Origin of the sequence: Treponema succinifaciens DSM 2489, from assembly GCF_000195275.1 — a bacterium.
Lineage (GTDB): Bacteria > Spirochaetota > Spirochaetia > Treponematales > Treponemataceae > Treponema_D > Treponema_D succinifaciens.
In genome coordinates this window covers 189,384-213,408 of the sequence record NC_015385.1, presented here as the reverse complement: position 1 = coordinate 213,408, position 24,025 = coordinate 189,384, and the positions used below count along the sequence as shown (strand labels likewise).

At 40.2% G+C, this 24,025-nt stretch carries 20 protein-coding genes and 1 tRNA gene; 7 read left to right on the top strand and 14 right to left on the bottom strand.

Annotation, left to right across the window (positions count from 1 at the left end; all coding sequences use genetic code 11):
* Positions 1–5: 5 nt before the first annotated feature.
* From TRESU_RS01010 to TRESU_RS14540, 6 genes are all read right to left on the bottom strand, one after another.
* Positions 6–944 carry an ORF6N domain-containing protein gene (locus TRESU_RS01010; protein ID WP_013700469.1) on the bottom strand — a complete coding sequence of 313 codons (939 nt, stop codon included), beginning with the start codon at positions 942–944 and terminating at the stop codon, positions 6–8.
* Positions 941–2,683, bottom strand: a complete 1,743-nt coding sequence (locus TRESU_RS01005) for a type I restriction-modification system subunit M (protein WP_013700468.1) — start codon at positions 2,681–2,683, stop codon at positions 941–943. The genes TRESU_RS01010 and TRESU_RS01005 overlap by 4 nt, the downstream gene beginning before the upstream one ends.
* Positions 2,684–2,979: 296 nt before the next feature.
* A tRNA-Met gene (locus TRESU_RS00995) sits at positions 2,980–3,052 on the bottom strand.
* Positions 3,053–3,237: 185 nt separating this feature from the next.
* Positions 3,238–5,592, bottom strand: coding sequence for a helix-hairpin-helix domain-containing protein (locus TRESU_RS00990; protein WP_013700467.1), 2,355 nt, complete (start codon positions 5,590–5,592; stop codon positions 3,238–3,240).
* A 374-nt stretch (positions 5,593–5,966) separates the two neighbouring features.
* A complete protein-coding gene (locus tag TRESU_RS00985; RefSeq protein ID WP_148228226.1) occupies positions 5,967–7,250 on the bottom strand; it encodes a hypothetical protein in 1,284 nt (427 codons plus the stop codon).
* Entirely contained in the window at positions 7,138–7,440 is a 303-nt protein-coding gene (locus tag TRESU_RS14540) for a hypothetical protein (protein ID WP_245535682.1), read from the bottom strand. Before TRESU_RS14540 ends, TRESU_RS00985 begins: the two co-directional genes overlap by 113 nt.
* Positions 7,441–7,652: 212 nt before the next feature.
* Between TRESU_RS14540 and TRESU_RS00980 the strand changes: the two genes are divergently transcribed.
* A complete protein-coding gene (locus TRESU_RS00980; protein ID WP_013700465.1) occupies positions 7,653–9,893 on the top strand; it encodes a patatin-like phospholipase family protein in 2,241 nt (746 codons plus the stop codon).
* A 3-nt stretch (positions 9,894–9,896) separates the two neighbouring features.
* On the opposite strand, the gene TRESU_RS00975 is transcribed toward TRESU_RS00980, so the two are convergent.
* Positions 9,897–10,394, bottom strand: a complete 498-nt coding sequence (locus tag TRESU_RS00975; protein ID WP_013700464.1) for a shikimate kinase — start codon at positions 10,392–10,394, stop codon at positions 9,897–9,899.
* Between the two features lie 341 nt (positions 10,395–10,735).
* Between TRESU_RS00975 and TRESU_RS00970 the strand changes: the two genes are divergently transcribed.
* Complete coding sequence (locus TRESU_RS00970) at positions 10,736–11,296, top strand: flavin reductase family protein (RefSeq protein ID WP_013700463.1); 561 nt, start codon at positions 10,736–10,738, stop codon at positions 11,294–11,296.
* A gap of 106 nt (positions 11,297–11,402) precedes the next feature.
* On the opposite strand, the gene TRESU_RS00965 is transcribed toward TRESU_RS00970, so the two are convergent.
* Positions 11,403–12,683 carry a Crp/Fnr family transcriptional regulator gene (locus TRESU_RS00965; RefSeq protein ID WP_013700462.1) on the bottom strand — a complete coding sequence of 427 codons (1,281 nt, stop codon included), beginning with the start codon at positions 12,681–12,683 and terminating at the stop codon, positions 11,403–11,405.
* 118 nt (positions 12,684–12,801) lie between these two features.
* Between TRESU_RS00965 and TRESU_RS00960 the strand changes: the two genes are divergently transcribed.
* Both TRESU_RS00960 and TRESU_RS00955 read left to right on the top strand, forming a co-directional pair.
* Positions 12,802–13,683, top strand: coding sequence for a PHP domain-containing protein (locus TRESU_RS00960; RefSeq protein WP_013700461.1), 882 nt, complete (start codon positions 12,802–12,804; stop codon positions 13,681–13,683).
* Positions 13,684–13,742: 59 nt separating this feature from the next.
* Entirely contained in the window at positions 13,743–14,636 is an 894-nt protein-coding gene (locus TRESU_RS00955) for a DUF4349 domain-containing protein (RefSeq protein ID WP_013700460.1), read from the top strand.
* Positions 14,637–14,682: 46 nt separating this feature from the next.
* On the opposite strand, the gene TRESU_RS00950 is transcribed toward TRESU_RS00955, so the two are convergent.
* The 5 genes from TRESU_RS00950 to TRESU_RS00930 all read right to left on the bottom strand — a co-directional run bounded on the left by TRESU_RS00950 (position 14,683) and on the right by TRESU_RS00930 (position 20,924).
* On the bottom strand, positions 14,683–15,099 hold the full coding sequence (locus TRESU_RS00950; protein WP_013700459.1) for a hypothetical protein: 417 nt from the start codon (positions 15,097–15,099) through the stop codon (positions 14,683–14,685).
* A gap of 90 nt (positions 15,100–15,189) precedes the next feature.
* Positions 15,190–15,987 carry a hypothetical protein gene (locus TRESU_RS00945; protein ID WP_013700458.1) on the bottom strand — a complete coding sequence of 266 codons (798 nt, stop codon included), beginning with the start codon at positions 15,985–15,987 and terminating at the stop codon, positions 15,190–15,192.
* Positions 15,988–16,021: 34 nt separating this feature from the next.
* Complete coding sequence (mnmE, locus tag TRESU_RS00940) at positions 16,022–17,410, bottom strand: tRNA uridine-5-carboxymethylaminomethyl(34) synthesis GTPase MnmE (RefSeq protein WP_013700457.1); 1,389 nt, start codon at positions 17,408–17,410, stop codon at positions 16,022–16,024.
* The gene (locus tag TRESU_RS00935) at positions 17,407–19,812 is read right to left on the bottom strand and encodes a putative glycoside hydrolase (protein WP_013700456.1); all 2,406 of its coding nucleotides are present in this window, start codon (positions 19,810–19,812) and stop codon (positions 17,407–17,409) included. Before TRESU_RS00935 ends, mnmE begins: the two co-directional genes overlap by 4 nt.
* A gap of 47 nt (positions 19,813–19,859) precedes the next feature.
* Positions 19,860–20,924: a PTS sugar transporter subunit IIC gene (locus TRESU_RS00930; RefSeq protein WP_013700455.1), complete on the bottom strand. Its 1,065-nt coding sequence runs from the start codon at positions 20,922–20,924 to the stop codon at positions 19,860–19,862.
* A gap of 192 nt (positions 20,925–21,116) precedes the next feature.
* Between TRESU_RS00930 and TRESU_RS00925 the strand changes: the two genes are divergently transcribed.
* From TRESU_RS00925 to TRESU_RS00915, 3 genes are read left to right on the top strand one after another with little or no spacing between them, the layout of a single operon-like run.
* Positions 21,117–21,374 carry an acylglycerol kinase family protein gene (locus TRESU_RS00925; RefSeq protein ID WP_148228225.1) on the top strand — a complete coding sequence of 86 codons (258 nt, stop codon included), beginning with the start codon at positions 21,117–21,119 and terminating at the stop codon, positions 21,372–21,374.
* Positions 21,371–21,994 (top strand): diacylglycerol/lipid kinase family protein, encoded by a 624-nt coding sequence (locus TRESU_RS00920; RefSeq protein WP_041611855.1) that lies wholly within the window; start codon positions 21,371–21,373, stop codon positions 21,992–21,994. Before TRESU_RS00925 ends, TRESU_RS00920 begins: the two co-directional genes overlap by 4 nt.
* Positions 21,995–21,996: 2 nt before the next feature.
* Entirely contained in the window at positions 21,997–22,656 is a 660-nt protein-coding gene (locus TRESU_RS00915; RefSeq protein WP_013700454.1) for an epoxyqueuosine reductase QueH, read from the top strand.
* On the opposite strand, the gene TRESU_RS00910 is transcribed toward TRESU_RS00915, so the two are convergent.
* Positions 22,634–23,656, bottom strand: a complete 1,023-nt coding sequence (locus tag TRESU_RS00910) for a LacI family DNA-binding transcriptional regulator (protein ID WP_013700453.1) — start codon at positions 23,654–23,656, stop codon at positions 22,634–22,636. The genes TRESU_RS00915 and TRESU_RS00910 overlap by 23 nt on opposite strands.
* Positions 23,657–24,025 lie beyond the last annotated feature (369 nt).

Below are 24,025 nucleotides of genomic sequence, written 5' to 3'. Positions count from 1 at the left end.
GATAATCACACATTCTGCAAAATTGCCGGAATAAGTGACGGCTCCAATAATTCAAACGCAAAGCATTTCTTGCCCAAATCTTTGAGGGATGCGCCGATGTGATACAAAGTCTTTCCGTCAACAATCAAAAACCGGTCATGCATTTTTGTTGTATGCTTTACACTCATCGTTGGATATTGTGCATTGAACTTTTGAATATCCTGTGCGGTGAGTTTCGTTTTTGGGTCGGTGTAAATCGTTACATTCACGCCGCTTTGCTTTTTTGAAAGCCGCTCAAGAACCGACAAATCCACATAGCCGTCTATCAGGATAATTTCTTTTTTCGCCTGTGCAATAAAACTTTCAAACTTTGCATAAGCGTCAAAAATCTGTCCCTGAAAGAATATGCCCTGTTTTTCTTCCACATTGTATTTATCCATAAGCGTAAAAAGTTCGTCAATTCGCTTGTCCGCTTCTTTTTGATGGACGTTTGTTTCGAGCAGATTTTGCTTTATTGTGTTGATTTCGGCAAAAATATTTGCGTTGTTCTGAAGAAAATGCTTCATTTCCTTGAACATTCTGATTAGTATTTTACTTTGAGCAACAGCAAGTTCGCCTTTCAAAACAGTCATAAGCATATAAATTCCCTGCTCAGTAAATGCGTAGGGCATATATCGTCGTCCGCCGCGGTTTTCCGTTTTTGAGGTCAAATTTTTTGACCTCAAAATTTCGTTTGAGGCGGAATTTTTGCACCTCAAGATTTCGTTGAATTCTTCGACTGTCAGTTGAAATCTGAAATCCTCATCGAATCGCTCAATGTTGTTTTTTACCTGCTGATTAAAGGCTTTGGTTTCATAGCCATAGATTTCTGCCAGCTCAAAATCCAGCATCACTTGTTCACCACAAACCGTGTAGATTTTATCTTTTATCCATTCACTGTTATGAATTGCAATTTCGTTTTTCATTCCCCAAACAACTCCTTCAAATTATCTGCAATCTGTTTTTCGAGAGTTGCGGCTTCTTTGCTTAAGCCGGTAAGTTCGGTGTTGAGGCCCAGTATTTTGGCTTTGAACTCATCTTCTGTCATGCCGTCGTCTTCGATTACAACTCCTACGTAGCGGCCGGCGTTGAGGGAATAATCCTGATCGCGGATGCCGTCTTCGCCTTCTATGGTGGCTGCTTTGCAAAGGCCTATTACATCGGTGTAGGTGCCGTCCGGGAAGCGTTCGTTGAGCCAGTCTATCTGTGTCTGCCAGTAGGCTTTTGTTTTTACTTCTTTGTCATCGCTTGTCTCTGGTGCGGCTTTAAGGGCAGCGGTGTATTCTGCTATAAGGTCTTTAAAGGCCTGTGTGTCGCCGTTGTAGAGCCGGGTGATGATTCCCAGATTTTTTATCTGTTCGTCGCTGAACTTTCTGTGAGCGCGGTCTACCTGTGTAAAGATTGAGCGTGCATCTATAAAAAGGATTTTGTCTTTTTTCTGAGCATCCTGAGTTTTCTGTTTGTCGAAGAACCAGAGGGTTGCAGGAAGTGTAACGGAAGAAAACATATTGCTTGGGAGCGTTACCATCTGGCTGATGATTCCTTCTTCTATCATCTTCTTGCGGATTTCGAGTTCTGAACCACCGGCATCGCTTGCGGAGTTTGCCATAACGAGGGCTGCTTTTCCTGTCTGATTGAGGCTGCTTGCAAAATAACTTATCCAGAGATAGTTTGCGTTTGGAACTGTTTCTTTTTTGTCGCTGCCTTTTTTGGCGGTTTTGGATTTATTCTTTGGAACTCCGTAGATGTTAAAGCGCGGGTCGTCTTTTACTTTGTCGTAAACAACTTCGTCTACGTTGAAAGGTGGATTTGCCATTACGTAATCAAAGTTGCCTACTGCGTTGTGAGGGTCTGAATAGAAGGAGTTTGCTTCTACGATTTCACCGCGGACATTGTTCAAAAGAAGATTCATTTTTGCAAGCTTTACGGTGTCGGGTTCTTTTTCTACGCCGTAGCAGCGGAATTTCATTACTTCGTCCGAAGCTTTGTTATGGCGGTGCATAAAGCGGACTGCCTGAACAAACATACCTCCGGAACCACAGGCAGGGTCTAAGATTTTCTTTTCGCCATTCTGTGGCTGGAGAACTTCTACCATGTAGCGGACTACGGTTGCAGGTGTATAGAAGGTTCCGCCGTCTTTTCCTTCCTGAAGGGCAAACTCGCCAAGGAAGAATTCGTAGATTTCGCCAAAGAGGTCTACGCTGATATTTTCGGGGATATCCATAAAGATGCGCATGATGTTGGAAAGAAGTTCCGGTTCTTCTTCGGGCACAAGCTGACCGTACACTTCTTTTGGAAGAACTCCGTCCATCTTTTCGTTTTCGCGTTCTATTGTCTCCATCGCCTTTTTTACAAGGGTTGCTTTGTTTGCATCATCGGGCGCATCGTTAATTGTTGTGTAGTAAGCTTCTGGCGGAAGGTAAAAGCCACAGTATTTGATTGAAATGTCCTTTATGGATTTTTCGGCTCGCGTACCTTTTGATTTATTGTATTCGGCCTCTATTTCTGCTTTGTGCTGTTTATAAAGAATGTCTGCATAACGCAAAAAGATGAGTCCTAAAATTGGCTGTCCGTATTTATTTGCCGCAAGGTGTGCTCCGGCACGAAGAACATCTGCAGCGTGCCAGAGGTTGTCTTTTAAGGTTTTGAGTTCTGAGTCGGTCATTGTTTCTTCCAAAAAATATTTCTGCGTTGATTATAGCACGAAAAAAAGGTTGTTATCATAGGACAAGTGTTTCAAAACAAAAAAAACTTCAGAGCGAATCTGAAGTTTTTTATAGCTGGGGTTGGACTTGGCTTCCATATTTCCGCGTCCTGCGTCAATATTCCAGCCCGGCTTCACTTGCTTACGCAGACTTCCTGTCTGCTCTTCCTCCCATTTGGTCGGCGCAAGTTTCGCTTCAAGTCCAAACAGATGGATTTAAAACAAAAAAAACTTCAGAGCGAATCTGAAGTTTTTTATAGCTGGGGTTGGACTTGAACCAACGGCCTCCGGGTTATGAGCCCGACGAGCTGCCAACTGCTCTACCCAGCGTCGTAATATGTTCTTATATAATATGAAAAATAACAGCGAGTGTCAATAGCAATATCTGTTTTTAATAACAATTTGCCCCGCCGCCTAAAAAAGTAGCCAAGGCAAATTGTTATTACAGTCAGCCTGAAAAACTTGTTCCAAAAATGCACATTGCAAAGCACAAGCTTTTAGGCTTTTAGCATTTTTTACTTCTTGAGCAATGCCGCAAATGGATTATAGTACATTCCGTCGTCGCTGCCAAAATTCTGCTTTTCATGGCGAGGCTTTCTATTCTTATCGAACGAAGTCTTTTCCCCAGAAGCTGAATGTTTTTTCACAACCACAACTTTTTTCTTTGCACCAGAAGAAACTCCTCCAGCAGGACGGCTTGCAGCATCAGATTTTAATGAAAGGCTGATTCTTTTTCGGTCTGTGTCCAAATCGATTATTGTAAATTCCTTTACATCGCCAACCTTGATTACGTCCATTGGATCAGAAACAAAACTGTCGCTAAGCTCAGAAATGTGAATAAGTCCAGTTTCATGCAAACCGATATCTACAAACGCGCCAAAGTCAACAACATTTTTAATCTTGCCGGTAACTTTCATTCCAACCTTGAGGTCTTCAAAGTTCAAAACGCCTTTCTGCATGATTGGAGCAGGATAGCCGTCGCGCGGATCACGGTTAGGTTTTGCAAGCTCTTCAACAATATCGTTAATTGTAGTTTCGCCGACACTGTATTTTTCTTCCAGCTGCTTTTTCAGCTCTGCGGAAATCTTTTCTTTTTTCTGAACAAGCGGAAGAACTTCTTTTGCAACTTCGTAGTTTTCCGGGTGAACCCAAGTGTTATCAAGCGGATTTGAACTTTCTGGAATTTTCAAGAATCCCGCGCACTGCTCAAATGCCTTTGGTCCAAGCCCCGAAACTTTTTTCAAATCCTCGCGGCTTGTTATTTTTCCGTTTGTATCACGGTAGGCAACAATTTTTTTTGCAAGAGAACTGTTGATTCCAGAAACATATTTTAAAAGGCTTGCGCTCGCAGTGTTCAAGTTCACGCCAACCTGATTTACAACAGAGCCAACTACTTCATCCAAAGTATCCGAAAGTTTTTTCTGGTTTACATCGTGCTGGTAAAGTCCAACACCGATTGCCTTCGGGTCGATTTTTACAAGCTCGGCAAGAGGATCCTGCAATCTTCTTCCCATTGAAATTGCGCCGCGGATTGTAAGGTCAAGTTCCGGGAATTCCTCGCGGGCAATGTCGCTTGCAGAATAAACAGAGGCTCCGGACTCATCAACAACAGTATACATAACATCAGAATAATTTTCGCTGATTACCTTGCTTACAATCGCCTGAACTTCCTGGCTTCCTGTTCCGTTTCCGACTGCGACAACCTGAATATCGTACTTGTCAATCGCATCATTGATTGCTTTATATGAGCCTTCTGGATCTGCAACCTGCTTAATCAAAAAGTAGCCCAGATATTTTCCAGTTTCATCAAGGGCGGCGCATTTTGTTCCAGTGCGGATTCCAGGGTCAACACCAAGAACGCGGCTACCTTTTATAGGCTGAGTCATCAGGAGGTTCTTTAAGTTTTCACTGAAAATTCCAATTCCATGCTCGTCAGCTTCATCAGTTTCATCGCTTCGGATTTCACGCACAACAGCAGGGCTTAAAAGGCGCACAACTCCGTCTTCAATAGCTTCAGAAAAAGCCTTGTTGTTAATTGTGTATTTTTTCTGAATAACTTTTACAGCCTCGTCAACATCAACAGAAATTGTAACTTCAAGCGCGCCTTCACGTTCTGCACGGTTGATTGCAAGAATTCTATGCGGCTTAACCTGATTCAACGGTTCGCTGTAATCCCAGTACATTTTATATGTAGAAGTTTTTTCAACAGTCTCGGCATCCTGTCCGTCTGGAACAATTCCTTTTGTGACAATTGAGCCGGTTTCCATATAAAGCGAATGGACTGTTTCGCGGTTCTTGGAATCCTGAGCAACACGCTCGGCAACAATATCCTTTGCGCCGGCAATCGCATCTTCCGAAGTTTCAACATTTAAAGCCGAATCCTCGTTATCTGTCTTTATGAATTCCTTTGCCTTTTCAAGAAGAGCAGCGTCATCAAGGTCATACATGGCATCTGCCAAAGGCTCAAGTCCTTTTTCCTGCGCAACCATTCCGCGTGTCTTTTTCTTCTTTTTAAATGGCGCCCACAAGTCTTCAAGCTCAGAAAGAGTTTTGGCTCCCATTGCGGCATTGTACAAAGATTCAGTGAGTTTGTTCTGGTTAAATATGCCTTTTACAATTTCAAGGCGGCGTTCTTCCAGGTTTTTATAGGAAGTAAACAAGTGGTCGCATTCACGCACCTGAAGCTCATCAAGAGAGCCGTGCTTTTCTTTGCGATAACGTGCAATAAAAGGAATAGTACATCCTTCCTGAACAAGGCTGATGACCGCGCTTACCTGAGGAACTTTTATATTCAGCTCCTCAGCGATTTTTTTCATAATTTCAACTTCATTGACTGTCAACGAGTCGATTTTCTCTTGAGTAAATTCCATAGGACGTTATTTTACGAAAAAAACAACCTTGCGTAAAGTGGAACTTTTGGAGGGAGGAAAACATTGCCGCTGAAGGAATACTTCCTAACTCCTGAAGTGAGTATTCCTAAGACCTGAAGTGAATATCCCTAAGACCTGAAGTAAGTATTCCTAAGGCCCTTAGAGAGTATTCCTTAGGGTCTTAGGAAGTATTACTCAGCCTCTTAGGAAGTATCGCTACGGGTCTTAGGAAGTATTACTCAGGGTCTTAGGAAGTATTACTTCAGCTTTTATGACAGAAAGCACTGAAATGTCAAAACAACGATAAAAAACGTACCCAGTCCGTTGAGCAAATATAGTAACTATGTTTAAAAATAAGGGGCAATATAGTTGCTTTATTTTTCGTCTACGTATTTATTGCTCCAGTCGCCGCTTGTGCTTACTTCAATATTGCCACTGATGCTAAGGTTCTGGAATTTTAGCTCATCTTCTCTGAATTCTTTTTTGCAGCCTATGGCAAAGTTGCGCAGGTTTACGGTCATTAGCCTGTTGTGCGTGAACATCTTACCCTGCCTATGCTCTTTGTAGTCAGCAAGGACAAAGTTTGCGCCGCAGTCTGCAATCACAAGCTCCTTAGGGCGGATTGCTACAATGCGCATTGGCCCGTAAAAGTGCGAATTGCGCTCGGCATAATCTGGAATGTAAGCAGTGATTGATGTCCATTCTTTTACAGGATTTTTTGTATCTTCACCAGTTGCGCTTATTGTTCTTGGAGAAGCTGTCCAGCCTAGAACTTTTTCAACTTTAGACAAGTCCGAAGACAAAAGAACGAGCGCGCCGCGGCTGTATACTGTACAACCATCATTTAAAGTAAATTGATTTGCAGGATTTAAACTTTTTTCGTTTACAAGAACTGCCACTGTTCCGTCTTCAAGAACCGCCATGTCTGTAACTTCGCCGGAAAGAGCCGGAGTAATGCTGGAAAGAGTAATGTTAGGTTCTGTATTACTAGAATTATTTTTTTTTGTAAGCAAAATATTTAAATTATTGTAAGCAATGTAAATGTTATCTTCTTTGACTGCAAACGCTTGGCAAGAAGTAATATTTGAATAGCTACCATCGTATGATATTTTGTATGGATCTGGCTTTGATGTCGCAGCCGATGGATTTTCGAAAACTGAAAAATTCACAGAACTCTTGTCAGAACCAAATGATGCAAGCCAAAGGCTGTCTGTTGTGCTGTCATAATAAAGAGGGTTTTTTATAAGATTTGATGCGTCAATCTGTGATAATAATGGCTCATCGTTTCTATGTAAAGTGTCATCTCTTATATAGTATATTTTGCCTTCTCTATCTTCCACGGGATTGTAGGGGGCTTCACCTAAAGTAAGGCCTTCTATATATATTTCTTGCATTGTTGTGTAATTATAAAGTTTCTTTATGTTGGAATAATCCGTAAGAATCATATACTTTGAATAGTACGCGGTTTGCCCCTCAAGAATCATTGCAATATTGCAGTCTGTGGTTTCACCGGCTCTTACGGTAATCTCTGTGCTTCCGCTGCCTTCAAGGATGTTTTCGCCTGCGTTCCAGGCTTCCGCTGTGGCAGTGTATTTTCCCGGCTCCAGGTCGCCAAACTCTATTACCCCCCCCCACAGTTCCTTTCTCGGTTTGGTCAAAGTCGTCGTCATTATAAAGGCGCACAATGAATTTGTCGGCGTTGTTTTTGCTGTAAGTGTATGTGGCGCGACCGCTTCCGGGCAGGACAACACGGACAGAGCCGTTTTCGCCGGAGCCGGAGCTCATGTTCATGCACGAAATAAATGCGAACAAAAATGCTGGTAAAATAGAAAAAATCAGTTTTTTCATAATGTTCCTCCTTTGTCAGGGATTCCCGTGTCGCTGCGCGGGAATGACAGTTTTTTTGTCAGTAAATGCTATCACCTTGTCATTATCCGGCTTGACCAGATAATCTGCACCGTAAAACAACAGTCCTTATAATTATGATTTAAAATATTCTTTTTGTCAGCATTTGAGGGCATTTTTTTGATTTTTTTTCTACTAAATGATATTCTTTTGCCATGAGTTTTAAGTCTGTTGTTTCGGCGGTTTTGCTTTCTGTTTTTACATTCGGTTTTTCATTTGCAAAAAGTCCAAAGATTGCGCTGGTTCTAAGCGGAGGCGGCGCAAAAGGTTTTGCGGAAATTCCTCTTCTTGAAGCCTTGGAAAATGAAGGAATCCGCCCGGATATGGTTTTGGGAACAAGCATGGGCGCGCTTATTGGCTCACTTTACGCGGCAGGCTACACTCCAAAGCAAATAAGACAAACTCTTTTGTCCATGGATTTTATGACAATTTTGAATGAACGCCCTTCAACTCCAGAAAAAATTCCGCCCGAAGCATTTTCAAAAAAAACAGACGGCATAACTCTTTCGTTTTCAATTGCAGACGGAAAATTCGGCTCCGCCCCTGGAATCATTGGCGACCAGCAGATTATCTGCGAGCTTACCAATCACCTTAGCAGGGTTCTTGCAATCACAGATTTTGACAAGCTTCCGATTCCGTTCAGGGCAATTGGAACAGACGCTATTTCTGGCAGGGAACTAATATTTAAAAGCGGCTCGCTTGTAAACGCGGTAAGAGCAAGCATTTCCATTCCAGCAGTTTTTACGCCAGCCCAAGTGGAAAAAGGCTTGTACTCAATGGACGGCGGACTTAGAAACAATCTTCCGCTCAAACTTGCACGGGAAATGGGCGCGGACATCGTAATTTCAATGGACGTTGCAAGCATTGTTGATACTCCTCCAGAAACTCTTTCTGACTTTTATTCTGTGGCGGTGCAGATTTTCAATTTGATTATTTCTTACAATGCGGTTGAACAGTACAGCTATGCGGACATCGTCTTGCGGCCGGATCTTTCAGAATTCAGCACATTTGATTTTATGAAACCGCATCAAATTGTAAGGGCAGGCGAAATTTGCGTTCAGCAGAACAAAGATAAAATTTCGCAGATTGCAAGGCAAATTGAATCAGCTGGAAGAACACTTGAAAAACTGGACTACAACCGTGAAAGTGAATACAACAAAATGCCGGACTTTTCTATAGATAAAATTGTCGTAAAAGACATTTCGTTTTCCAAGCCAGTTCCAATTCCCGCGGAAAAAGAATTTGAAAAATTTCTCGGGAAAACGCTCAATGATAAAACTAAAAAGCAGCTTACAAAAAAACTAGGCAAGCTTAAGGAGCACTATCATCTTTCGTCGCTCACTTATTCTTTAAGCCAAAACGAAGACGAATCCACAACTCTTGAAATTCTTGCGAACCACTACGACCAGAACATGAATCAGATTTTTTTCACAGGAACTTCATCTGTTTCTGTCGCAAGCTACAAGCCTCAACAATATCTTTCTGTAGATCCAAATTTTACGGCAGGAGTTTTCTTGCGCACTCCAATTGAATCCCTTTTCAGGCTTTCATTCGGAAACACAATAACTTTTGAAACTGAATTTTTCCCGAAGCTGGCGGATTTTAAAGACAGCATATTGAGCCTTGACTTTAAAAATTCACTCAAGTACGGAAGCTGTTCTCCGGCGACAAACATTTACTTTAACGACAGAACGATTGCAGAAGACAGAGGCATTGAGCTTTTCGGCGGAATCAGATTCAGGCACACAGATTATTTTACAGCAAAAGCCGGCATTGCATATTCCGCGGAAAAATTAATCGCAACTGAAAAATGGCACAACACGAGCTATCTTCACAGCGAAATTATTTTTACAACGCTGCACAACGATTACGCTTCTCTTTACGGCGGCAGGCTGGAATCTATTTTTAATTTCGGCGGAAAAACAGACGATATGCAAGACGACCCAATTTACGACTTTAGATTTTCAGCGGAAAAAAGATTTGAGCTTGCGGACGAAAAAAATTCAATCGGAATTTCTTCTGTTTTCTGCAGCAACAGATTTCCTTACGAGCTGAATTCCGGCTACTGTAATTTTGGAGGTGCGGACGGAATGAGCGGCTATCCAACAGGAACATTGAGACGCGACTTTGCAATTGCAGGAATTTCTTTCAGGCAAAAGATAACAAATCTTTCAGGAATACCGTTGCTCGCTGTGGCAGAAGCAAAAGCCGCGGTAAGCTCAGACTATGACCCGTTTATAGACCAAGACTCTCCTGAGGGAAGGCTTTTTGCGGGCAGAAAATTTGAAGCTGGAGGAGACCTTTACATTGTGCTTCACACGATTCTTGGAAACTTAGTCTTCGGCGGAAGCATGAACTCAAGCCTGGAATGGTGCATTACTTTGGGACTTAGATAATTCCTAAAAAATAGCAGTTTCTATTTTCATTGCAATCTTGGATATTTCTGAATCATTTTCGTCTATAATTATATCCGCATATTTTTCATAAAGAGGTGAACGCTCATTAAAAATGTCCAAAAGAGTTTCTCCCGGTTTATGGACAACTCCTCTTTTGTCCAAATCTCCAAGACGTTTTTCAAGGGAATCAAGACTTGCTTTTAAATAAACAACTGTGCCGATTTTTTTAAAATGCTCCATTGCGTCTTTTCCAAAAACAACGCTTCCGCCTGTAGCAACAACACATTTTTTTATATTCAAGCCGGAATTGATTTTATTTTCAATCTTCTTAAAATATTCCGCACCTTGCTCTAAAATCAGCTCATTGAGTTTTTTCTTCATTTTCTGCTGAATCACAATATCACTGTCAACAAATTTATAATTCAAGAGTTTTGCAAGCACAACGCCAACTGTGCTTTTTCCGGCTCCAGGCATTCCAATCAAAATCACATTGTTTTTCATAAAGCTGATTATCATAAAAAAAATACTGCCGGTCAACCTCAAGCAGCTAACATGACAAACGCATTATAAATGTATTCAGCATAAAACTGGCTCCCAGGCACGGTTCCTTCGCGCAAACTTTACTTAAATTATTTATAATGCGTTTGCCCTGAAGCAGCTAATGCCAAACGTAAAAATTTTTTGTATATTTTGTATATCTGCTAACAGACTGAATATTCTACAGGAGAATGTAATAAAAACTTTGCCTAACATAGCGTCAAAGTTTTTATTTAAAAGTTTGCGTTGCAACCCTTATTATCAACTGCATATTCTCATTTCATTGCGAATGTGTTGGAGGAATTATGAGAAAAAACTTCGGTGCAAAAGAATGGCTTTATCCTATGCCGGTGCTTATTGTGGCATCTTACGACAAGGACGGAACTCCGGACGCAATGAACGCGGCCTGGGGCTCAATCAGTGATGAAAAGGAGATAGGGCTTTGCCTGAGCGCGTCGCATAAAACTGTAAAAAACATCCTTGAGCGCAAGGCTTTTACAGTCAGCGTGGGAACTGCGGAATTAGCAAAGGAATGCGATTACGTCGGACTTGTTTCGGCAAACAATACGCCGGATAAATTCACAAAGGCGGGATTCCATGCGGAAAAGTCGGAATTTGTTGACGCGCCATTAATCAGGGAACTTCCGTTTGCGCTTGAGTGCAATCTCATAAGCTACGATGAAAAGACAAGCCACCTGTTCGGTCAAATCGTGAACGTGAGCATTGACGATTCTGTTCTTGATTCAAACGGAAAAGTTGATGTGAAAAAGCTGAATCCGATTTCCTACGATCCGGTGAACCAGCATTATCTTAAACTCGGCGACTTTGCAGGAAAAGCGTTCAGCATCGGTCTTGAACTGAAATAAAAAAGTCATCTTCTGTCTTGATTCTTTATCATTACTGAATGCACACATTTGTCAGGGCTGTCATTTAAGTTGTCAAAACTTCTTAAAAGACAGCCTTTTTTGCTAATTAAGTAGGCTGCTTTGTTGTTGAACCAAGTTTCATGTAATATGAGTCAACAATTCTTCTTAAATCGTGGATATTAGAAACAATCATGTAGTCTTCAAAAATCTGAATCTTTCCGCGGTCCATAAGACGCACAAGACAATCTTTTGCCTGATCAAGCGGAATAGAAGCCCAGCTTGCAATGTCATTTGCAGTAATAAAAAATTTGCGCTTAAAATTTCCGTCATCGTCTTTTCTTCTGGAAGTTCCGCCGGCAAGCTCATCATACATCAAAAAAACATCGCAAATTCTTGTGTAAATATCTTTTATAAGAATAATTTTAAACTGGCGGTTTTGGTCATAAATTCTTTTGCAGAAAAGCTTAAGAAGATTCATTACAATCTGCGGATTTCCAAGCACAAGAGCCTTAAAGTTTTCCTTGTTGAATTCCAGACAGGCAACATCAGTTCTGGCAACACAAGACGCGCTTCTCTGGGAATTGTCAAGAATCGCCATTTCACCAAAAAAAGCTCCGCTGCCAAGAATATCCAGGCTTTTGTTTTGGCTCTTTATGCACTTTTCAATCTGAACTTCGCCATATTTTATAAGATAAAAAGTTTCGCCCGGCTCAAATTCACTTATAATGACATCACCGCGCTTGTATTTTTTTGTAAAACGGTCAAAAGCAGGAAGTGAAAACTGGTTTACAGAAAGGCTTCCAGATTTTGCGGAAATATCCTCGGAAGAAATATTATTGGCATTTTCCCTGCCTTTTCTTGTGTTCGCATTGGTAAAAAGCTTTGCAATTTCAACTTTGTTCGCAGGATTAGGATTCAGCTTTAAAATTCTAGTAAGAACATCGCAGCAGCTTTTGAACTGGCCGTCATTGTAAAAAGCGTTGGCAACCATAAACATTCCGTGTTCCGGCGAAATTGAAATACTGTTTCCGCCTAAATACTGCTCTGTTTTTTTATGAATATCTCTAAGCGACTTGCTGAAAACTCTAAGCATTTTTTCTGTGATAAAAGCCTTTGAGCCGAACATTTTTTCAAACTCATAAACTGAAAGCTGAACAACAATCGAATCAACCAGCACGGAAGCAGTTACAAGGCTCGGCATTTTGGCAAGCGCGCTTTTTACACCAAAAAATTCTCCAATATGAAGCTGCTCTGAAATTTGCTCTCCAGTTTCCAAATCCATGCTACGCAAAGCAACTGCGCCTGACTGGAGAATATAAATATTTTCGTCTTTGTCGCCTTCAAAAAAAATAATAGAGCCTTTGCTGAATTGCACAACCTTTGACATAACCTTCCTCGCAAAAACCAAAACTCTAAAAAGAGCATTGATTTGAAAAAAAACACCTATACTTGTTTAGTATATCACAATTTTTTTATTTATGCTACCTTGTTAAAGAGAATTCCGCATGATAGACTTGCATACACATTCAACAGCTTCCGACGGAACTTGCACACCGAGCCAGCTAATTTCCTACGCCGCAGAAAAAAAGATTTCAGCAATCGCGCTTACAGACCACGACAACATAGACGGAATTCTGGAAGCTCAAGAAAAAGCAAAAGAGCTTGGCATTGAATTCATTCCGGGAATAGAAATTTCTATAGAATGGCCGAGCGGAGAATTTCATCTTCTTGGACTGGGACTTAAAAAGCCCGGAAAAAAACTTCTTGAAACAATTGAATTTTTAAGAGGCGAACGCGATTCAAGAAACAAAAAAATAATCCAAAAACTTCAAGAACAAAATATCGACATTTCCTATGAAGAGCTTGTGGAAAAATCCGGCACAAAAACAATCGGCAGACCTCACTTTGCAAAACTTCTCATGGAAAAAGGAATAATAAAAAAAACTCAGCAGGCATTTAACTTGTTCCTTGCAAAAGGCCGTCCCTGCTATGTAGACAAAACCGGGGAAAATTTAAGAAAAGCCGTGGAAGCAATAAAAGAATCCGGCGGAATTCCAGTTCAAGCGCATCCAATGTCGATGTACGTTTCCTGGGGAAAAATGGAAGAGACAATGCTTGAAGTAAGAAATTCGGGCGTTGAGGGACTTGAAGCGCATCATCCGGGAATCAGGTTTTCTGAAGCCCGGCGGCTTGAAGAACTTGCAGAAATGCTCGGAATGCTTTCAACAGCAGGAAGCGATTTTCACGGAGAAAAAGTCCGCGCAGATAGAAAAATCGGATATTCGTCAGGCGGATACAAAATTGAAGACAAATTCTGGACAGAACAGTTAAAGCCCGCATTGGAAAAAGCTCACAGCGGAACAGACCACACATTTTCAGCAGGCTAACGCAAAATTGTAACCCAAGGCAAAATGAGTTATTATGAATACATAGCTTTGGAGGAAAAATGAAACATCTTTTAAGAAAATCAGCGGCGGCTTTGGTTGCGGCTTTTTTATTTATTTCATGCGGAAAAAATCAGGCTGTAAAAACGGAAATGTTTGCGCCAATGGCAAAGACAATGAAAATGTCGGCAAGGGCAGATTCCGCAATGAACGTGATGCAGGACATGGCGTTTGAAGAATCAACAGAGCTTCCTTCTGAATCAGGGCAGCCAAGACAAGACCGAAAACTCATCTACACAGGAAACCTTACAATTGAAGTTTCAAATCTTTCAGACTCCAAATCATCCGTTGAATCCTGGATAAAAAAATTCGGCGGATATATTTCAGACTCGTTTGAAAACACAAGCTCCATAAGAATAACGGCAAAAATTCCAAGCGGCTCTTTTTCGCAGGCAATGCAGGAATGCGGACAAATCGGAAAGCTTAAATCAAAAAATATAAATTCCAGCGATGTTACAGAGCAATTTTATGACTTGGACACACGGCTTTCAACACGCAAAGTTTTGCTTGAACGTCTAAAAAAATATCTTTCAGAAGCAAAAGACATGCAGGATATGCTCAAGATTGAAACAAAAATCAACGATGTAACTTCTGAGCTTGAGAGAATGCAAGGACAAATGAACCGCTTAAAGTCGCAAATTGATTATTCTACAATTTATGTTACTGCGGAGCTTCCTGTAAATCAAAATGAAAGCGGATTTGTAATGCCCGACACAAATTCACAACTGCGCCAGTTCTTCGCAAACATACTGAATTTCTTTGTGAAATTTATTTTCACCGCATTGTACATTGTAATTTTTGGAGTTCCTTCTGTTCTATTCCTTATGCTTATTTACTGGCTCGGATTTGGAAAAGTGGGACTTTTAAGAAAACTCTTTGCAAGAATAAGAAAATAAAAATACCCGGCATTTTTGCCGGGCTTTTTGCTTTTTGACTTTAAGCTTATCTTACTGCTAAAATCGCGCCAAGAATAATAAGATGCTGGGCAAAAGTATAAAGCCATTCAAGGAAATTTTTTGAGCCGCCGTTAAGAATTCCGCTTGCTCCAAGAATATCAGAAAGAACAATGGCAACAATCCAAACAACAATTGCAATAAGAGCCAGAACAGTTCCAAAGCTTCCAAAGCGGTCGCCAATCACAATCTTTAAAATCATAAAGACGCCAACAAGAAGTTCAATCACTCCGAATACAATTACAAGAATATTTTCTACATTGCCAGAAACAAGACCTTTGATTGCTCTTGCAGCAAAATCTCCACCGCCCTGCAAAGCCCAGATTCCTCCAACTGCAAGCATTGCTCCAACTGCAATCTGCAAAATCAAAAGCGCCGCAGTCCATCCGCTTTTTTCAGTTCTCATATTTTTCCTCCTAGAAATATGTTCAGCAATAAAATGCCTATATCAAATATAATTCAGTTTTGAGCAAAAATCCAACAGTTTTTTATTAAACTAAAAGACAAACGGATTTTTCTTTAAAATTTCAAAAACGCCTCTATCCGCGCCAAACGGAACAATGCTCGGCTGCTCGTAAACAGGACTTACGACAATTCCAAGGTCAAGGCAATGCAAAATAAATTTTCCATAAAGCTCTTTTGAAATCTTCGGAAAAAGATAAGGACCTTTTCTCTGCCAGTATTTTGTCAAAGCCAAATCGTAAATAAACCAGTCTTTTTCCTGCCGGATTTGCAATGCTGAAATCAAATTATAAATTGAGCGTGTAACAGCGGCTTCAATTGGAGAAGAAAGTTTTACAGTTTCCTTTAAAACATCTTGTGGATTTTTTTCAGCCAAATCAGTTTTTACAGCAAGAATATAAATTCCGCTTGTCCAAGGAAAAGGCGGCTCAAAAATTATGCAGTCAGCATTGTCGTTTTCAAAAGCAACTTCACTCCAAGGCTTCCAGACAAAAGTATTTTGAGGACTGATTCTTACAGCGGTGGAAAGGCAGTCAGATTTTTTTGCAAAGATAAAAACTTTGCGTTCGCATCCAAAGAAAAGTGCATTTACAGATTTTTCAAGCCGACCTGAAAAACAAGTTTTAAAGCTTCCGGTTGCTCCACGGTCAATAGCATTTTTCAGCATTGTGAATGCAGAAGAGCCGCCCCAGCCCAAAATTGCCCTGCCATTTTCCTGATACAAATCTGTAAGACGCTTGCCTTTTTCTGTATACAAAAACGGTCCGCGCGCGCGCTTTACATTTCCGTACCGTAAAAAAATTTCTTCCGCTAAAAAATCAATTTCGTTCATTTGAATCTGATTATACTGAAAAAAAAATCTGTTGTCATTTGCCGACACAAAAGCGGCTGAAAATATTTTCAAGGACATCATCTGGAGAAACTTCACCGGCAACTTCACCAAGGCATTCCAAAGCATCTTCCAAATCCTGAACAACCGCATCAAGTCCGTAGCTGAAATCTTGAGAAATTTCCAAAGCGTGCGTTACTCGTTCCAGTGCTTCCTGAACTGATTTTTTTTGCCGCGCCGAACCAAGCCCGCTTTGCTCACGTTCAGTTTTTTCGCCGTCAAACAAAATGTCTTTTACTTTAAAAACAAGCAGCTCTATTCCGATATTATTTTTTGCAGAAATTTTTACAGAATCTTTCCAGACTTTTTTTATTCCATCCAAATTCAAATCAAAGGAATCGCATTTGTTCAAAACCAAAACAACCGGAATATTTTTCTGGCTTTCAATAAAATCCAAATCGTCCTTTAAAATTCCTTTTGAACTGTCCACAATATAAAGAATGACATCCGCATCCTGGCTTAAATCTTTTGCAAGCTCAACGCCACGCTCTTCAATTAAGTCCGAAGTTTTTCTAAGACCGGCAGTATCAAAAAGCCTTACAGGGATTCCTGCAAAATCTGTCCAGCACTCAAGCCAGTCCCGTGTCGTTCCTTCAATGCTGCTGACAATTGCGCGCTCTTCTTTTAAAAGCGAATTGAAAAGACTTGATTTTCCGGCATTGGTTTTTCCGCACAAAACAACTCTTGCTCCGTCTTGATAAAGTTTTTCAGCCTTCCAAGAAGAAGCCAAGTCTGAAAGTTTTTTCTGCGCGGCTTTTAGCAATGAAGTGTCAAATGATTCTGAAATATTTTCTTCGTCTTCTGGATATTCAATTTCAACTTCAATGTTTCCAATTGTGTCCAAAATCAGTTTTTTAATAGAAGAAATTTGCTCAAAAAGATTTCCGCTTAAACGTCCGGCGGCGCGGCTTCTGGAAGCATTTGTGCGGCTGTCTATTATTTCTTTTACGGCTTCGGCTTTTGTAAGATCAACTTTTCCGTTTATATAAGCCCGAAATGTAAATTCTCCACGCTCGGCTTTTCTAAAACCATTTTCAAGCAGCAAGGAAAAAATTGAAGTTACAACATTCACTCCGCCATGGCAAAATATTTCAACCATGTCTTCGCCTGTAAAAGACTTTGGAGCTTTGTAAACGCCAAGCATGACTTCATCAATCTTTTTGTTTCCGTTTTGAATTCTTGAATCTTCAATCCAACCGTAAACAAGAGAATTTCCTGCAGCCTGCAAAAGAGCCTTTTTGCGTGAAAAAATTTTGCTTACAAGCTCAATGCAGTTTTTTCCGCTCGTCCTGACTATGCCGATTGCAGAAGGAACAAGAGCCGTTGCAATTGCTGCTATCGGTTCTTCCGGCGTATATTTGTTCATTTGCTTCCACCAAATACAGGCTTTACATGAAGAAAATTTCTTGTTGTAACACTTGCGTTTTCGTATTCAAGCTCATTGTCCAACACAGAATTCCAAATTGAAATCATGTCCTTTGCATTTTCTTTTTTCTGCTCCAAATCCTGCAAATCGGAATCTAAAGAATTTTTTATTCCCAGACTGAACGCCGGAATCCGTTTCTGTAAATCGCATTCTTTTTCATGCCACGGAGAAATTTCGTTATACTGAGGATCCGGGCTTATGTCTTCATAATATCCGCCGGAATTGTTCCAATGCATATACCCTCTGTCAAGTCCATCGCGCACGCCAAAAATTTCACGCAGAACATAATTTTTGTCGTAATATTTTCTATCATGCCGTACACCCATGTAAAATGCCTGAATCCAAGGACGCACAATAATTCTGTTCCTGCCGATTATTGTGTTCCTAAACGAGCCGTAAAAATAAATTCTATACGCGCGCTCTTCACAAGGCGGATAGTCAAGAAAATCCTGCTCAAAATGAGACGGATAAAACATCGGACAGATTACGTCAACATATTCGCTCATAAGCTCAACGTCCTGGCCTGTTCTTGTTCCGCTTCTGTACCATCCGTTCGCACCGTAAATATCAATCCCAATAGGAGCTTTTATATTTTTGCGGGCATAAGACAAAAACGAAATCAATGCGCTTTCTTTTACCATGCCTTTGTCGCGCCATCGGTAAACTGCGGAATTTAAATTTTTTCCGTCGGTCGGAAATCTTATGTAGTCAAACTGAATTTCATCAAAGCCACGGGAAACAAGTTCCTTTGCAATTTCAACATTGTATTCCCAAACTTCCTCGCTGTAAGGATCAACCCAGTTTTCATCATAGTAAACAGTTTTTGTTCCAGACAAATTTCCATTTTCGTCAGTAACGTCTTCTTTTCCGCGGATTCCAATCCATGGCGAATTTGTGTGGGAATTCCAAACTGCGTATTTTCCTTTGTCATAGGAAGCTAAATTTCTGTCTTTAAAAACAACAATGCGCGCGATAAGATAAACGCCGTCTTTTTTAAATTCACTTACAACTTGCTCCAAGTTAATTTTGTACTGAGTAACTTTTCCTTTTTGTTTTAGAAGCTGGCTATTCGGCTCAAACCTCAAAAGTCCGTAGTCATCTTTCATGTCGATTACAACAGAATTAAGCTTGTTGTCAGAAACAATTTTTTTGTACTTTTCAATTCCCGCAGAATTTCTAAGCTGATAGACAGACGCATAAATTGACTTTTTTTTGTTTGCAAGATAAGCCCAAGGAGAAAGAATTGTTTCAGGATTTAAAAGCCAAAGCTCATTCAAAGTAACATTCGCTCCAAGCTGCGAAATGCTCTTAGGAACAAAAGCTGAATTTATAGTGTCGCCTGCAGCAGTTAAATTTTCCCGCCAAGAATTAAAACTTGAAATTTCTGAAACTTCCCTTGTTTCAAGAGAAAGCGAAAGAATTTTTCCGACTGTTGAAAAAATCAAATTAGAACCGTTTTGACAAAGTCCGTCAATAGCATCGCACGGATTTTCACCTTGGTAAATTTTTTCAGCTTTTTTTGTCCGCCAGTCAAATCTGTAAATGTTAGGAATAAACGACTGGGAAAGATAAATTTCCGCATAAATACTTCCAGCTGAATCGCGGCACAAAACCGGCAAAATGTCAGAAATTTCATCGACCTGCGTAAGGCTTTTCATTGCGGAAAAACCTGCGCTTACATCAATCCACTTTGGCTTTTTTTCATCGGCACGGCAATAGCTGAAACCGTAAATCGGATGCGACATAAAAACAACAACTTCGGTGCTTTCAATTTCTCCGTTTTTTCCATAAACCGGCATATGCGAAACTGCGACCGCTTTCATTCCAGATGTGTAATTGCTTGCCGAACCAAGCGACTTCCAAGACAAGCCTCCGTCACGAGTTATAAAAACTTCATCTTTTGTGGCTGTAACTAAAATATCCGGATTCAACGGATCTGCGCAAATGTCTTTTAAAAGAGGCATTTTCTGAACTATTTCTTTATTACCGTTTTCATAATTTTTTACGATTAACGAAGGAAGCCCAATATTGTGCTGTGTAAATTCTTTTAAATCCAAAGAAGAATAAATTCCTTTTTCTGTAACAAAAAACCATTTTGCCTGAGTTCTTAAAATGCGTTCAACTTTTCCTTCCGTCCACAAAGGGTCTGCAATTCCGCTCGGAAGAATTTTAAAAAGTCCTGTGTCCGTTCCGATTAAAAACGGCTCTGGATTTTCAGAGACTCTTCTTTCAAGATAGACATCCGGAAGCTTATATAAAGGCTTTGACTGGGCAAAAGAAAATCCTGAAAAAAAAGAAAAAAATGAAGCTGAAATGCACAATTTTAAAAAGAGTATACGCATGGTCTTTTTATCGGCACTTCAGCATTAAAATTTAGAAGAATTAAATTTTACTGAAGAAACAAATCTCCGTCTTTTATCCAGCCAATTTTTCTTAATATGGAACAAAATAGCACAGAAAAAATCGCCGGAAGAACAAAGCAAACAAGAGCAAGCCCAAGCCAGTCAAAAATTCCTGGTAAAACTGCAACAGCTCCATGCGCGACCGCAGCTTGTGAAGGCTCAAACCAGCCTGTTATTATTCCAATCTGCCCTACAAGTCCGCAAGTTCCCATTCCACTTGAAACCGCAGCTCCATTCATTTGCATTTTGAAAACACAAGTCGCAATCGGACCTGTTATAACAGAAGCAAGCGTAGGCGGAATCCATATCCGTGGATTTTTTACAATATTAGGCATCTGAAGCATTGAAGTTCCAAGTCCCTGGGATAAAATTCCGCTCCAGCTGTTTTCTTTAAAACTCATAACTGCAAAACCAACCATTTGAGCGCAACAGCCAGCAACAGCAGCTCCGCCAGCAAGTCCTGTAAGTCCAAGAGCCGCGCAAACCGCCGCAGAACTTACCGGAAGAGTCAAAAGAATTCCGACAATTACAGAAATAAGAATTCCCATCAGGAAAGGCTTTAATGTTGTCGCCCACATGATTAAATTTCCAAAGGAATAGGCAGCTTTTCCAATATGGCTTGCAAAAAGCAAAGTAAAAAAAACTCCAGCCGCAATAGTAACCAAAGGAGTTACAATTATGTCAACTTTTGTTTTTTTGCTTACAAGCATTCCGCACTCGCATGAAAGAACTGCAATTATAAGAACTGCAAGAGGTCCTCCAGCTCCGCCAGAAACATTTGCAGCCGCGCCAACAGCAACAAGAGTAAACAAGACAAGGGAAGAAGCTCCCATCGCATATCCAATTCCAACAGCCATCGCCGCGCCAACAACATGAGCTTCACAGGCAAAGTTTCCTGCTGAAACAAAAAATTCAAAAACAGGATTTGCTCCAAGCCTAAGCAGCTGCTGTCCCAAAGTCTTGACAATTGTTCCGATCAAAAGGGACGCAAAAAGTCCTTGCGCCATTCCGCCCATCGCATCGATTAAGTAGCGTTTCACATACTTGTTCATAAAGAGTCCTTTAAAAATTTTTTAGATTGCTTACTTGGAAATGCAGTGATAGGAGCGTTCGTAGGCTCGTTAGGTTGTGGGATTCAACCGACAGTCATCACAACGTAATCATCGTTACAATTTTATTTTATCAGAGGAAAAAGAAAAAAACAATCCGCTGACGTTTTTGAATTTTTGTGCTATTCTTTTTTAATGTTTCATTTTATTGTAAATCCAGTTTCGCGCTCAGGGAAAGGGCTCCGTTTATGGAAAAGGAAAATTGAGCCTGTTTTGATTTCAAGAAAAATTCTATACGATGTTGAATTTTCAAAAGAGCATGGAGACGTTACAAAAATATGTTCCAAAATCAGCGGAAAATCTTCAGCGGAAAAAAACTGCACAATTGTAATTCTTGGCGGAGATGGAACTTTAAATGACGCGGTTCAAGGAACGATTTTGCGCGCGACATGAAAATTTCAAAGTCAGTGAAAAAATGCCTTGAAAAAATTCTTTCAGCAACAAAGCCAGCCGAATTTGATTTAGGCGAAGTAATTGCAGAAAAAACAAAAAGAAAATTTGTTGTAAGCGCAGGCTTGGGATTTGATGCGGCGGTCTGCCAAAAATCTTCACATTCATTTATAAAAAGAAACTTGAACAAATTCGGGCTTGGAAAATTGACATATCTTGCAATCGCACTGAATCAGATTATACATGCTCCAAAGGCGGATTGCACAGTTGAATTTGACAATGGTAAAAAACTTATCCTTCCAAAATTTCTTTTTGCGGCTTCAATGGTTCATCGTTATGAAGGCGGCGGATTTAAATTCTGTCCAAAAGCAAATCCATCAGACGGAAATATGAATTTGTGCATTGTGAACAACAAAACAGTTCCGGGAATTCTTTTTGCATTGCCAACTGCATTTTTTGGACTGCACGGAATTTTTCCCGGAATAAATTTAATAGAATTTTCAAGCGCAACATTCAAGACAACAATTCCGCTTTGGCTGCACACGGATGGCGAAGTCTATCAAAAAACTTCTGAAATAACAGTCCGCACTTTTGAAAAAAAATTAAAAATATTGGGCATCTAAAAATGAATTATCAGATTGAACTTGAAAAAATTCTTTCATTGCTAGAAAAAAATATTCCAATAGAAAACAGACCAAAGCTTCTGCTTCATGCTTGCTGCGCGCCTTGTTCATCTTATGTTTTGGAATTTCTTGCTTCATTTTTTGATATAACAATCTTGTATTATAATCCGAATATTTTTCCAGATGAAGAATACAAAAGACGGCTTGAAGAACTAAAAAAATTTCTTCCTGAATTTTTTCCAGCAAAAGAAAATTCTGTAAAGCTTGTGGAAGATTATTATATTCCGCAGGAATTCTATGACGCAATAAAAATCAAGGAAAATCCAGAACTTGCAAAAGAACCAGAAAAAGGTGAGCGATGCAGAAGATGCTACGAATTCAGGTTAAAGAGAGCTTTTGAATTTGCGAAAAAAAACAATTTTGATTATTTTTGCACAACACTTTCAATAAGTCCTTTTAAGGATTCAGAAAAAATAAATCAAATTGGAAAAGAACTTTCTGAATGCGCAAACGGAAAACCAAAGTGGCTTTTTTCTGACTTTAAAAAGAAAGGCGGTTTTCTTAGAAGCCTTGAGCTTAGCAAAGAATTTTCACTTTACCGGCAGCAATACTGCGGCTGCATTTTTTCCGCAGAAAATTCTAGCAAGACTCACGGACAATAAGAGAAGACGGAAGCATAATTTTAAGCGCACATTCATCTTTTCCTGCTGTTCCAGAAACAATCATTTTTACAGCCTGTTCGCCCATCGCTTTTTTCTGTACATTCATCGTGGTCAAGGGCGGACACGTGTATTCTGAAATTTCAATATTGTCTATGCTGATTATTGCAACATCATTCGGAACTGAAATATTTTTTTTGCTCAAGCCGCGAAGAACTCCAATCGCAACTTCATCAGAACCGCAGACAATTGCGCGTGGAATTTTTTTATCAGCTGGAAAAGAATCGATTGCATTGAATCCGCCGCTCATGTCAAAAGTTTCGGCAATAAAAAAATTGTCACGTTTTGCATCAAGATTTTTTTCAGACAAAGCAAGCTGAACTCCATGCACTCGATCATCGTCCTCGCCAATATATCCAATCTCGGAAAAACCTTTTTGAATCAAATATTCTGTTGCCCGCTGTGCAGTAGCCTGTCTGTCAAACATAACGCTGCTTAAGCCTTCATACTGAAATTCAACGCAGACAATTTTAGAAAGACGCTCTTTTATTTTGGCGATGATTTTTTTATCTTCGTCAGTTTTCAGGCATTGGTCTGTAGCAACAAGAATCAGTCCGCCGATTTCCTCTTCGTGAATCAAACTGTTAAACAAAACCGGATTTTTCAGCTCATGGAAAAACCTTATAAAGCTCACTTGAAAATTCTGCTTATGCGCTTCAATGTGGATTCCAGAAAGAATTTCCGCATAGTACGGACGCAAAAAAGTTTCAGAGGTACAAAGGACAACGCCTATCTTATTCGCTGCAAAACCAACATCGCCTTGCTGCAAAGCCTGAGCCGCCTTGTTCGGTCTGTAGCCAAGACGTTCAATTGCATCCAAAATTCTTTTGCGTGTTTCCGGAGCAACTGAACGGTCAGAGTTTCCACTTATAACATAGCTTACCATGCTCCGTGTTACGCCGGCTTCTTTTGCGACATCGTTTTGAGTAACCGCAGATTTCATATTTTCACCTTAAGGTTCGATTTTATAGCAGATTATTACCGGATCAAGCCCGATAATGACAGCTAAATATAAATTATAAACAACTTGAATAAATATTGGAAGCCTAAGTTTTTTGAATAGTCAAGGCAAACGCATTATAAATAATTTAATTAAAGTTTGCGCGAAGGAACGGTTCCCGGGGCAAAAACACTCTGATTGTTGCGACCGCGTGAGCGGGCAATTCTATAGTTATTTTGCAACAACCAGCGTGTAGCGCATTATTGCGCGATTTTGAACCACAAAACCGTGACTGGGAGCCAGTTTTATGCTGAATACATTTATAATGCGTTTGCCCTGTTTGAATAGTTGAATAGCAATGGCAAAATCGTT